This window comes from Flavobacterium palustre, assembly GCF_014639535.1.
Lineage (GTDB): Bacteria > Bacteroidota > Bacteroidia > Flavobacteriales > Flavobacteriaceae > Flavobacterium > Flavobacterium palustre.
In genome coordinates this window covers 1-12,722 of sequence record NZ_BMGA01000011.1, presented here as the reverse complement: position 1 = coordinate 12,722, position 12,722 = coordinate 1, and the positions used below count along the sequence as shown (strand labels likewise).

General features: G+C 32.7%; 12 protein-coding genes and 1 other RNA gene. 8 read left to right on the top strand and 5 right to left on the bottom strand.

Features of this window, described 5'->3' with window-relative positions:
* The first annotated feature begins 140 nt into the window (after nt 1-140).
* The 4 genes from IEV84_RS15615 (at nt 141) to IEV84_RS15600 (ending at nt 3,658) form a co-directional block, all read left to right on the top strand.
* Nucleotides 141-725 carry a DUF6088 family protein gene (locus IEV84_RS15615; RefSeq protein WP_188495627.1) on the top strand — a complete coding sequence of 195 codons (585 nt, stop codon included), beginning with the start codon at nt 141-143 and terminating at the stop codon, nt 723-725.
* Complete coding sequence (locus tag IEV84_RS15610; protein ID WP_188495625.1) at nt 718-1,668, top strand: nucleotidyl transferase AbiEii/AbiGii toxin family protein; 951 nt, start codon at nt 718-720, stop codon at nt 1,666-1,668. Before IEV84_RS15615 ends, IEV84_RS15610 begins: the two co-directional genes overlap by 8 nt.
* Nucleotides 1,669-2,264: 596 nt before the next feature.
* Nucleotides 2,265-3,071, top strand: a complete 807-nt coding sequence (locus IEV84_RS15605; protein WP_188495623.1) for a DUF3822 family protein — start codon at nt 2,265-2,267, stop codon at nt 3,069-3,071.
* The gene (locus IEV84_RS15600) at nt 3,068-3,658 is read left to right on the top strand and encodes an RsmD family RNA methyltransferase (RefSeq protein ID WP_188495621.1); all 591 of its coding nucleotides are present in this window, start codon (nt 3,068-3,070) and stop codon (nt 3,656-3,658) included. The genes IEV84_RS15605 and IEV84_RS15600 overlap by 4 nt, the downstream gene beginning before the upstream one ends.
* A 95-nt stretch (nt 3,659-3,753) precedes the next feature.
* On the opposite strand, the gene rnpB is transcribed toward IEV84_RS15600, so the two are convergent.
* An RNA gene (rnpB, locus tag IEV84_RS15595) (RNase P RNA component class A) lies at nt 3,754-4,072 on the bottom strand.
* A 126-nt stretch (nt 4,073-4,198) separates the two neighbouring features.
* Between rnpB and IEV84_RS15590 the strand changes: the two genes are divergently transcribed.
* The 3 genes from IEV84_RS15590 to IEV84_RS15580 all read left to right on the top strand — a co-directional run bounded on the left by IEV84_RS15590 (nt 4,199) and on the right by IEV84_RS15580 (nt 6,358).
* Entirely contained in the window at nt 4,199-4,498 is a 300-nt protein-coding gene (locus IEV84_RS15590) for a hypothetical protein (RefSeq protein ID WP_188495619.1), read from the top strand.
* A 151-nt stretch (nt 4,499-4,649) separates the two neighbouring features.
* Complete coding sequence (gene dnaX, locus IEV84_RS15585; protein WP_188495617.1) at nt 4,650-5,735, top strand: DNA polymerase III subunit gamma/tau; 1,086 nt, start codon at nt 4,650-4,652, stop codon at nt 5,733-5,735.
* Between the two features lie 248 nt (nt 5,736-5,983).
* Nucleotides 5,984-6,358: a DUF8439 domain-containing protein gene (locus IEV84_RS15580; protein WP_229732717.1), complete on the top strand. Its 375-nt coding sequence runs from the start codon at nt 5,984-5,986 to the stop codon at nt 6,356-6,358.
* Nucleotides 6,359-6,372: 14 nt separating this feature from the next.
* On the opposite strand, the gene IEV84_RS15575 is transcribed toward IEV84_RS15580, so the two are convergent.
* From IEV84_RS15575 to IEV84_RS15560, 4 genes are read right to left on the bottom strand one after another with little or no spacing between them, the layout of a single operon-like run.
* Nucleotides 6,373-6,951: a TMEM175 family protein gene (locus IEV84_RS15575; RefSeq protein WP_188495615.1), complete on the bottom strand. Its 579-nt coding sequence runs from the start codon at nt 6,949-6,951 to the stop codon at nt 6,373-6,375.
* Between the two features lie 8 nt (nt 6,952-6,959).
* Complete coding sequence (locus tag IEV84_RS15570) at nt 6,960-7,850, bottom strand: Ppx/GppA phosphatase family protein (protein ID WP_188495613.1); 891 nt, start codon at nt 7,848-7,850, stop codon at nt 6,960-6,962.
* Nucleotides 7,851-7,874: 24 nt separating this feature from the next.
* Nucleotides 7,875-9,947 carry a polyphosphate kinase 1 gene (gene ppk1, locus IEV84_RS15565; RefSeq protein WP_188495611.1) on the bottom strand — a complete coding sequence of 691 codons (2,073 nt, stop codon included), beginning with the start codon at nt 9,945-9,947 and terminating at the stop codon, nt 7,875-7,877.
* 3 nt (nt 9,948-9,950) lie between these two features.
* Nucleotides 9,951-10,436, bottom strand: a complete 486-nt coding sequence (locus tag IEV84_RS15560; RefSeq protein ID WP_188495609.1) for a SixA phosphatase family protein — start codon at nt 10,434-10,436, stop codon at nt 9,951-9,953.
* A gap of 623 nt (nt 10,437-11,059) precedes the next feature.
* Between IEV84_RS15560 and IEV84_RS15555 the strand changes: the two genes are divergently transcribed.
* A partial coding sequence (locus tag IEV84_RS15555; protein ID WP_444542653.1) for a SprB repeat-containing protein occupies nt 11,060-12,722 on the top strand: 1,663 nt, incomplete at its 3' end.

Below are 12,722 nucleotides of genomic sequence, written 5' to 3'. Positions count from 1 at the left end.
TGACTGTTCATTTATTTTTAGTGGGATGAATACTGAGTAGTCAATCGTTCTTAATTTAAAATAGAGTTATGTAAAAGCAATATTGCATGAATTTTCAATAAAAAAATATGCAATTAAATAATATTTACTAACTTTGCTCTATGAATAAGTTACAAGAACTAAAAAAACATTTAAAACGAGGAAAAGTATACCGTAGAGCTGATTTGTCTAAATGGTCAAAGTCTGTTGACCGTCATTTGGATGAGTTGGTACAGGAAGGTACTTTACAAAAGTTATCTCAAGGATTATACTATTATCCTGAAGTAACAGTCTTTGGGGAAACACCTCCCGAAGAAGAAGTATTGGTGCGTTCTTTCCTCAAAGACAAACGTTTTCTGGTAACTTCCTTAAATGCATATAACGCATTGGGCGTAGGAACTACTCAGTTATACAATGGTAAAACGGTTTATAACCATAAACGCCATGGGGATTTCAACCTAGGCGGTATGACATTTTCATTTAGAGTAAAACCTCATTTCCCATTAAAAGCCACACCTGAATTTTTATTGGTAGACCTGCTAAACAATCTTGACCAACTAGCTGAAGACTCAAAAGAAGTTGTCTCAAAAGTGCGTTCCAAAGTAAAAACAATGGATGCTAAAAAACTAAAAAAATCACTTCAGCAATACGGCAGTGTTAAAGCAAAAAAAATGCTGGAACCTGTCTTAACAGCACAATATGTCTGATTACTTACACAATCATAAAAACTTCCGCGACCTACTGCGTATTGTAGGAGCAGAATTAAATATTGAACCAGGGCTTGTTGAAAAAGACTATTGGATTATGCATGTTTTATATGGGTTAAAACAACAAGGGTTTCAATTCGAACTCAAGGGAGGTACTTCTTTATCTAAAGGATATGGAATCATACACCGTTTTTCTGAAGACATCGATATTCATATTAAGCCACCGACTGAAATGAAAATCAATGAAAATCCAAACAACAATAAGCCACGAAATATACAAAAGAGAAAAGATTTTTACGATGGTTTGGCAAACGATATAAAAATAGACGGCATTATATCGGCAGTAAGAGACGAAGCTTTTGATGATCAAAGACAATATCGTAGCGGTGGTATAAGATTACATTACGAAAGTATGACGGAGGCGATTGAAGGAGTTAAAGAGGGTATTTTATTGGAAGTTGGATTTGATACAGTGACACCAAATAATCCACTAACAATATCATCCTGGGCGTATGACAAAGCTGTTCAACAAGGCGTCGATATAATCGACAATCGGGCTGTAGATATTGCCTGCTATCACATTGGCTACACTTTTGTTGAAAAATTACAGACTATTGCAACCAAATTTAGACAGGAACAGGAAGACAAAGAAGAACGGCAAAATTTAATGCGTCAGTACTATGATGTCTACAGCCTTTTAAAAAACGACATAGTTAAAGCATTCATAGGGACAGTAGAATATCAAAAACACAAAGAAACTCGGTTTCCACCCAAAGACTACGAAATACCTATTGCTAATAATGACGCTTTTTTATTGAATAATCCGGAGCTTAGAGAACACTTTATAGAACGCTATAAAAAAACAGCTAAACTGTATTACAAAGGTCAACCTGACTTTAACGAACTACTTGCTGAAATCGGCAAATGGGTTGAAAAATTGTAAAATTCATTTATTTCGTTCTGTAGAATTTCAAAATTTGCAACTCTGAATTGAGGGGCAAAAGCGAGGCCTTAAAACATGAAAAAAATATATAATTCTTACATATTAACGCGTTAGAGAAAGAGTACAATTCTCTCTTTCTCTAAAACTATTCTTTAGATATCATAACAACTTAGAAACAATTGCAGACAAAAATTAAGGTGTTCGACAGTCGAACACCTCAAGGCATTTTTAATGGAACAATTTGCATTTAAAAAAATTATATAATTAAAATTAAATATAAAAAACTCGTAATTACCATTAAAAAAGAGAGACAAAAACAACATAAAGAACTTCAAAATCCTCAATAAACATAAGGCTTCACAAACTATTTCTCTAAGTTATCCAAGAACATTAAAATAGGTATAAGGTGTTCGATTGTAATCCCCTCGACTCCGCAGAATTAAAACCCTAACCACTAAAAATTAGTTCGTTAGGGTTTTTTATTTCAATAATCTTTCTTTTTATTTCTTCTATACTTATTACCAATGAAATTAAGTTTTGGTATTGTGATTACTTTTTAAATTTGTAAGTTTGCCAATCAGAAAAAAGCAATATTAATGGATATTACCGAGAAGAAATTTAAAAAACTTTCCATTCAGGTTTCGCTGACCGGGCTTTCTTTTTGTTGTTTCGACACACTAAATAACACCGTTTCTTCCTTTAAAGACATTCCTTTTGGAAATTTTGATAAAAATTTAAAAATTGAGGATTTGTTTGCCAATGCTTTTGAAAAATATTCTGAATTAAATGAGAAATACGACGAGGTACTTGTCATTCACAGTAATAATCTTTCCACTTTTGTTCCGACTCCTCTTTTTGACGAAAATTATTTGGGAAGTTATTTACAATACAACACCAAAGTTTTCGAAACTGATTTTTTTGCTTTTGACGAAATAAGCAATTACGAAATCAATGCCGTTTATATTCCGTATGTGAATATGAATAATTTTTTCATTGATAAGTTTGGTTCTTTTGACTACAAACATGCCAATAGTATTCTTGTCACTAAATTATTAGATGCTTCTAAAAATATTGACACTAAAAAAATGATGGTTCATTTTAACTCCACTCATTTTGAAATTGTGGTCATCCAAAACCAAAAACTATTATTATTTAATTCTTTCGAATATCAAACTCCGGAAGATTTTATCTACTATATACTGTTCACTGCCGAGCAACTGAATCTAAATCCGGAAAATTTTCCATTGGAATTAATCGGGGACATCACTACCGAAAGTCCGTTTTTTAAAATCGCTTACAAATACATCCGTAATGTTTCACTCATAGATGTAGAAGATTTACGATGGAACAATTATTTTTCTGAGGCCGAAAACAGAAATCATTTTATACTTTTCAATTCATGAGAATCATTTCAGGAAAATACAAAGGAAGACGCATTAACCCGCCAAAAGGTTTACCCGTTCGACCTACAACCGATATGTCCAAAGAAGCTCTATTCAATGTTTTAAACAATCATTTTAATTTTGACGGTTTGAAAGTATTGGATTTATTTGCCGGAACCGGAAATATCAGTTATGAATTTGGTTCTCGTGGAAGTTCGCCAATCACATCAGTTGATGGTGATTTTGGTTGTGTAAAATTCATCAAACAAACAGCTGCCGAATACGATTTTCCGATTGCAGCAACCAAAAGTGATGTTTTTAAATTTCTGGAAAAATGCAATACTTCATTCGATATTGTTTTTGCCGATCCGCCTTATGGACTTGACCAGGCGACTTTTGAAAAAGTAGTTCTACTTGTTTTTGAAAGAAATATTCTCAATCCGGATGGAATGATGGTTATTGAGCATTCTAAATATACAAAGTTAGAACACTTGCCAAATTTCTCTTTTCAGAAAAGTTATGGTGGTTCTGTTTTTAGTTTTTTCGAATTTGAATCAGAAGAAGAAATTGATGAAGACGATTTTGATGATGAAGGAGAAGAAGAATAACTAAAACTTCTACAAAAAAAATTAAACCATTAAGGAATTTAGTTTCATTAAGCTTTTGCCATAATTTCTAAATTCCTTAATGGTTTTTGATTTTAAAAAAATACAGACCTATAAGCCGGATTCTGTCTCCGATGAAATCGGAGCCTTATCATTTATCTAGCCTCAATATTACTATTGAGATCGAGCTACCTACCCTTCAGCAACGGACGAGAAATCCTTAAATGCTGATATACTTGGTATTTCACCGCATAGAGTTTACCTGGTTTCACTACAGCATCACCTGTACATACTTTCTGTTGCACTTGTCCTATCCCGATGAATCGGGATGACGGGTGTTACCCGCTATGCTTCTCTATGGTGTCCGGACTTTCCTCCTTCTTGATTACTCAAAACGGCGATAAGGCGGTCTGTTGTGCAAAATTACAACAATAAAAGCGGGTTAACAAGCCTAATAGAACTACTTTAACAAGCATTTTGCAAGCCATTAAAAATAAAATAGTTATATTTAAGTATGTTTTTAACTCTTAAATATTTAGTACCATGAACACTATATATCACTACGATTCTGTTTCAAAAGCTTTGGACGAATTGAACGAAAATGGTTTTAATTATGACTTTAATCAACACGAAGATTTGATCCTAAAAAATCCTGACAATTACGAAATCAGACATATCTATCGTTATGAAGGAGAATCCAATCCGGATGACGAAGCGATTGTTTTTGGTATTCAGTCCAAATCGGGGAAAAAAGGCGTTTATGTAGCCGGTTTTGCAGCAAATTCTATTAATGAAACCGCTCAACTTTTATTAAATATTAGTATTAAAACAGGAAAAAAATAGCTTTTTAATATAATCAAAAATTAAAACCAACAGAAAATCAAATCCCTAAGCAATACTAAAATTCAATCGATTCTTTAATTTTTTGTATTTGGAATTTAGAATTTGTTTTTTGGTTTTTCAAACCCTATATTTGCTTTCGAATAGAAAATCTATGGAACAATTTATAGTATCAGCCCGCAAATACCGCCCACAAACATTTAATGATGTTGTGGGACAAAAGGCGATTACCAATACTTTATTGAATGCTATAGAAAACAATCATCTGGCCTCTGCCCTATTATTTACAGGTCCCAGAGGTGTTGGAAAAACTACCTGTGCACGAATTTTGGCACGAAAAATCAATCAGCCCGGTTATGACGATCCAAACGAAGACTTTGCTTTTAATGTTTTCGAATTGGATGCTGCTTCAAACAACTCCGTTGATGATATTCGTAATTTAATTGACCAGGTTCGTATTCCACCACAAACCGGAAAATACAAAGTCTATATTATAGATGAGGTGCACATGTTGTCATCGGCAGCTTTTAATGCTTTTTTGAAAACCTTAGAAGAACCGCCAAAACATGCTATTTTTATTTTGGCAACTACTGAAAAGCACAAAATTATCCCAACGATTTTATCGCGTTGTCAAATATTTGATTTTAAAAGAATCACTGTAAAAGATGCTAAAGAACATTTGGCCGAAGTAGCTAAAAGTCAGGAAATTATTTTCGAAGACGATGCTTTACATATCATCGCTCAAAAGGCTGATGGTGCCATGCGTGATGCTTTGTCTATTTTTGACAGAGTAGTTTCTTATTGCGGAACTAATTTGACACGTCAGGCAGTTACCGAAAACCTGAATGTATTAGATTATGAAACTTACATCAGTGTTACCGATTTAATTTTAGAGAATAAAATCCCTGATTTATTGGTAGCTTTCAACGATATTCTTTCAAAAGGATTCGATGCGCATCATTTTGTAGCGGGATTAGCAAGTCATTTCAGAGATTTATTGGTTAGCAAAACACCTTCAACATTAAGTTTATTAGAAGCAGGTGAACAAGCTCAAAAAATGTATGGTATTCAGGCTCAAAAATGCACCCAGGAATTTCTTTTACAGGGAATTGCCATTGCCAATGAATGCGATTTAAAGTACAAACTGAGTCAAAATCAGCGTTTACTGGTTGAACTTTGCTTAATGCAATTAGCCTCTATCACTTTTGATGGAGAAAAAAAAAAGTTGAGTCTTTCATAATTCCGCCTACTTATTTTAGAAAAAAAGACTATTCAATAGTAGAGCAATCTAAACCTATTGAAACTGTAACTACTGCTCCAACGATTGTTGAAAAAGAAGTTCCTGCAGCAATTCAAACTACTGAAACTCCAAAAAAAGCGGCAACTGAAACGAGTGGTCCTCAATTTTCAGCCTTATCATTATCGAGTATTCGCGCCAAAAAAGCATTAGAAGATACTAAAAAAGTAGTCGTAAGAGAAACTGTTGATTTGCCTACCGAAGCTTTTACGGAAACAGAAATGTTGTTGCAATGGACTAATTATGCTAAAAGACTAGGAGACAAAGGTTTCAAAATCATGGAATCTTTATTACTTATCAATGATCCGGTTTTAAACGGAACAACCGTTAGTATAGAATTGCCAAATGAAGGTTCGAAATTGGATTTCGAAAAAGAAATGAATGGACTTTTAGGACATTTAAGAGGACATCTTCATAATCATAATATTACCATAGAAGTAATTGTAAATGAAAATGTAGCTATCAAAAAAGCACTGAATGATCAGGACAGATACAATCGTTTACATGAAATCAATCCAAATATTGAACTATTAAGAACAACATTTGGATTAGATTTGAATATTTAAACAAATTAGTTTTACTACTTGTCTAACATCTTTTTTTCTATTCGGGTATCCGGAATTAACCACATCAAAGCAACTATTAAATAAATTGCTAATGAAATCCATTGATTAAAAAATGAGATTATAATAGCCAAAAAATACAAACCCTGTGACATTTTACCCTTAATATCGTTACCAATAGCCTTTGCTAAAAGAGATTTTTCTCCATCATAACATATAATTGTGTTTTGCAAAATAACAAATGCAATGGCCGACATAAAAAGTACCACTCCATAAACAGTTACTGCCGCTTTTGCAAAATTATGCTCACCCATCCAAGCCGTTGAAGCCGGAATTAACGACAACCAAAAAAGCAAATGAAGATTTGCCCAAAGTATTCTTCCGTTAACTTTAGTAGCACTATGCAATAAATGATGGTGATTGTTCCAATAAATCCCAACATAAATAAAACTCAAAACGTAACTAATAAATACAGGAAAAAGGGGTAATAAATCGATAAAATGTTCCCCTTCCGGAACTTTTAATTCTAAAACCATGATGGTAATAACAATAGCTAAAACCCCATCACTAAATGCTTCTAATCTAGTTTTATTCATATTATAAATTATATTTTACCAAAATACATGGCCTTAACAATACCATCTGAAAGTCCGATTTTAGGAACATAGATGTTTCTGGCTCCGCTCCATTTCATCGCATTAAGATAAATACGAACTGCAGGTATAATTACGTCGGCACGGTCAGGGTTCAAACCTAATTCGGAAATTCTTTGATTGTAGGTTAACGAATTTAAAAAGGCATATTGCGAATTGATATACAAATAAGACAAAGGCTTATCCTGCATTTTTCCCGACATTTTGAATAATTTATTAATGTTACCTCCCGATCCTATCAGGGAAACTTCGTCAAAATCGGCTGTATTAGTTTTAATCCATTTTTCAATTTCTTCCCATACCACATCATGAACCATTTCATTCAATAAACGAACCGTACCTACTTTAAACGATCTTGAAGTCACAATTTTACCATCAGAAAACAAGGTAAATTCGGTACTACCCCCTCCTACATCCACAAACAAATAGGTTTTATCTGTTTTTAGCAAATGATGCAAATCGGTCGATGCAATGATAGCTGCTTCTTTTTTTCCGTCAATAATTTCGACTTTGATATCGGCTTTTTTCTTAATAAGCGCCACAACTTCTTTACCATTATATGCTTCACGCATAGCCGAAGTTGCAAAAGCTTTGTACGACTCTACTTTATGAACTTTCATTAAAAGATGAAATGCTTTCATAGCATCAACCATTCGATCTCTATTTTCAGTCGAAATTTCTCCAACTGTAAAAGCATCCTGTCCCAAACGGATAGGCACACGTACCAGGGAACTTTTATTAAATTGGGTTTCTTTTCCTTCTTGTTCGACAATATTGACAACTAATAATCGCATGGCATTGGATCCAATATCGATAGCTGCGTATTTTTTTATTTTAATCATTACACCTTTCTGTTTTAATTGCCATTAAAGAATAATTTCTTCGAGCAAACCCACTTTTCTTTGATAGTATTTGTACGTTTCAATTTGCGCCCTAAATACATTTTTTCCGTCATTACTACGGTATTTATTATCTAACTTATAGGAATGAAAACGAGCTTTTACATTTCCTTTCCAACCTATATCAAAGTTTTCAATCAATTCATTTTTGATATCCTGATCATAAATAGGACAAGTTACTTCGACTCTTCCATCTAAATTTCGGGTCATAAAATCGGCTGAAGAAATATAAACTTCAGTCTGACCTCCATTTCCAAAAATATAAATACGGGAATGTTCCAGATAATTATCAACAATACTTATGGCTTCTATATTTTCGCTCATCCCTTTAATTCCGGGAACTAATGAACAAATTCCTCTGACTTCTAATTGAATTTTCACTCCGGCATTGCTTGCTTCATATAACTTATCAATCATTGCAAAATCAGACAAACTATTCATTTTTAACTTCATATAAGCCACGCGACCTGCGAGTGCATGCGATATTTCTCTATCGATTAATTTATAAAATCGGTAACGGGTATAATGAGGCGAAACAATCAAATGTTTGTAACGATGTACTCTGTAGTTGATATTAAAAAAATCGAAAATTTTTGAAATGTCTTTTAAAATTTGCTGATGAGCGGTAAAAAGAGTGACATCAGTATAAATTTTAGCGGTAGCTTCGTTGAAATTTCCTGTTGAAATAAAGCCGTAACGTTTTGTTTTTCCGTTTTCATTTCTTTCAACAACACAAATTTTACTGTGTACTTTTAAACCTTTAATACCAAAAATAAGATCAATTCCTTCGGTTTGCATTTGTTCTGCATACGAAATATTAGAAGCTTCATCGAAACGAGCTTGTAATTCTATCTGAACCGTGACTTGTTTACCGTTTTTGGCAGCATTAATTAAAGAACTGATAATTTGGGAATTTTTAGCTAATCGATATAATGTTATTTTTATCGAAGTTACTTTTGGATCCAAAGCTGCTTCTCTTAAAAACTTTGTCAAATAAGAAAACGACTGATAAGGTGCATGCAATAGATAATCTTTTTTACTGATTTTATCTAAAATACTGCCTTCTAAATTGAGTTCCGGAATGGGTAATGGTATGTTTTTTTTATATAATAAATCATACCTTCCTAAGTTTGGAAACTCCATGTAATCCCTTCTGTTATGGTATCTCCCTCCCGGAATGATACTATCAGTAGAAACGATTTTCATTTTATCTAAGAAAAACTGCAAGGTATCCTGTTCAATTAACTGATCATAAATAAAACGTACCGGCTCTCCTATTCTTCTGTCTTTAACACTGGTCGATATTTTTTCGAGCATACTTTTGCTCATATCACTATCAATATCTAATTGCGCATCTCTGCTAATTTTAATCATGTGAGCAGCGATACTTTCACAATCAAAAATATTGAAGATACTTTTTAAATTGTGCCGAATGACATCATCAATAAGAATCACATATTGCTTATGATCATTGGATGGTAAAACAACAAAACGGTTGATTGTTTTAGGAATTTCTATAATTGCATAATGAACAGCCGCATTTTTTTTCATGACTAATTTCACTGCCAGATAACCTATATTGTCTTTCAACAAAGGAAATTCGGCCAAATCATTCAGGATAATAGTTACTAATTCCGGACTTAAAGTTTGAATAAAGAAATCCTTTAAGAAAATTTCCTGTTCAGTCGAAATCTCGTTTTCGTTAATTATAAAGATATTTTCAGTCTCTAATTTGGCTTCTATTTCTTTAAGAATTGCTAAACTTTCTGCCTGATGCTGAATTACAATTTCGGTAATATCTTTTACTAATTGTTGCGCAGAAATTCCTCCCAGTATTTTTTCTCCTGTTTTTCCAGACAAACTCAATCTGCGAACAGCGGCAAACCGAACTCTAAAAAACTCATCTAAATTATTGGAAAAAATCCCTAAAAATCGTAATCTGTCTAATAATGGTACCGAATCGTCTGCTGCTTCCTGAAGTACTCTGGCGTTAAATGCTAACCAACTTTTTTCTCTATCAATATACTTTTGATCAAACATTTTTTATTTAAAATCTTTTGGAATTATTATTTTTTTGGTTCTACCTTTTTTTATTTCGCCCCAATTATCCGTTTCAAATTCTAAAGAAACAAAACCACTTGTAGGAACATTATCTATAAATACATCTCCAAATTTATTAACAAAATTTGTAATTGCAGCATTATGTCCAAAAAGAATTACGCTGTCAAATGTATTTGCACAAGATTTAATAGTTTCTTCTAACTGTTTCTCGTCAAAAGTGTATAAATCGTCTTTATACACAATGTTTTCGATTGGATACAAAACATTTTGTGCAAAAATTATAGCTGTATCAGAAGCCCTTTTAGCCGGACTACTCCAAATAATGTACTTTTTAGGAACATATTTTTGAATTTTTGAAGAAACTAAATGAGCATCCTGTAGTCCACGTTGATCCAAAGGTCTGTCAATATCTTTTAATGGCATATCCCAATTTGATTTTGCATGTCTAATTAATACTAAATTTTTCATAGATATCGATTTTAATTGTAATTAATCCTGAAAACAGAAATCGAACTTACAATTTACAAAAGAAAAGCGAAAGATTAAGACTTTATTTTTCCCTTTTTTAAACTTATAATATCATACCAAATAAAGTAATCCCCTATCTAATTATTTTTTTCTTCATTTAAGACTAACAAGGATAATATTACAAACGAAAAAAGAAATAAAAAACCTATAAAAATACACTTTGTCGATGTTTTTTTACACTTTATCGATGTTTTGTTTGGTAGATATAAAAAAACGATTTAAGTTTGATTGAAATTTTAACATTGCTTTATGTTAATTTTTAAGATTATCGTATCAATGATAACAGTAAAAACGACATAAAAAAAACGACAAAAAGCACATTTTACAACTTAATTAAAATCAAAAACAAGACGAATTATCGGTAAAAAAGCTATTTAACGAGTTTTTAGGTCATTGATAGAGAAAAAATGTCTAATTATTTATTTGTCTGTAATTTCGGCAAAAATAAAAATTAAGGTTATACAAACTTTATCCTAATTAATTAACATCACCAAATAAATTAATATATAATCTCACAATTATAGATTTAAAATTACCCAAATCATAAATTAAAAATTAATTGTATGAAAACAAAACTACTTTTTTTACTGACAATTACGGCTCTGCTATTCTCGACAGTAAACAGTTATTTACAGAATCGTAAGAAAAAAATCATCCCAATTCGATTTTTAACTTTTCTAATATTGTTGTTTTCTACAACGATTGGGTTCTCGCAGACAATAATTTCTCCTACAACAACAGAAACAGGTGGCACATCATGCGAGGCAAGTTCTCCATCTCTAAATTGTACATCATCATCTACTAAAATACGTGGAGCTTATATTGGAACAGCAACTGGAGCACCAGTAACTAATTGTAGTCAGACAGGACCTTTTTTCATTTTCATTAATGTTCTCGAAACTGGTAATAAAAATGGTTTGTTAGTACAGTTTAATGTATCAATAAATGGAAATCCCTCTGTTTTAAATACATTTAAATATAATGGAAATACTCAAACTGCATTTTATAAAACAATGGAAATTGTTGGTTGGACTTGTGGGGATGAGATTGAATTAAAGAATATTTTTGTCTCTTGGGATAATAATGATTCAAATGGAAATCCAATTTGTCCTACCAACAAGTATCCACATTGTAACGGTGCAATTCCTAATATTACTGTGGATGCTCCACTAAAAACCGATTTTTCATATTCACGCAGTTGCAATAATATTATTCTCACAACAGATATTACTGGTGGTAAATTATATGCAACTGGGGATGATTTAACTCCAATTCAAACTCCTTACACTCTAAAAATTAATTATGGTGATGGAACAGGAGATTTTACAGTTTCTCCTGACTTATATGATGATGCTAATCAAGAATTTGATGATTACGTATTTTCGGCTCATTCTTTTCCTGTTAATAATACGGCTAGCCCTATTGATTATACAATTACATTAACAACTACAGATACAGCTACACCAACTCCAGCCAGTAGTATCAAAACTCATACGGTTACTATATATCCACAATTAGCTGGTTTAACATTAACACCCTCTCCTACTTCTTGCAATGGTGCATTAGGAAGTATTACAGCTAGCGGAGTTACAGGAGGTAATGGTAGCTATACTTATAGCATTGATGGAGGTACAAATTACCAAACAAGTACTACTTTTAGTAGTTTAGCTAATGGATCTTATACAGTAATTGCAAAAGACAGTAACGGTTGTACAATTAGTAACTCAACTTCAGTTGTTGTTTCTACTGCTCCAACAGTATCTATTTCTTCACAAACTAATATATTATGTAAAAATGCATCTACAGGAGCTATAAACATTACTGCTGCTGGTGGAGTCGCTCCTTACACCTATGCTTGGACAGGAACCGGAGTTAATACTACTACTGAAGACCAAACTGGACTTGCTGCTGGTACATATAAAGTAATCGTTAAAGATGCTAATAACTGTACTTCTGCGGAATTAACTGTAACTTTANCTGCTACAACAACTGCAGTTCTTTGTAAAGGTGGTAATGGTGCCGTAGACTTAACTGTAACTGGTGGAACAAGCCCTTATACTTACCTTTGGAGCAACGGAGCAACTACTCAAGACCTTGCTTCTGTACTTGCTGGAACTTATGATGTAACAATCACTGATAAAAATAACTGTACAACTACTGCTTCGGCAACAGTGACTCAACCTGATAACGATTTAACTGCTTCTGCTACAACAACTGCAGTTCTTT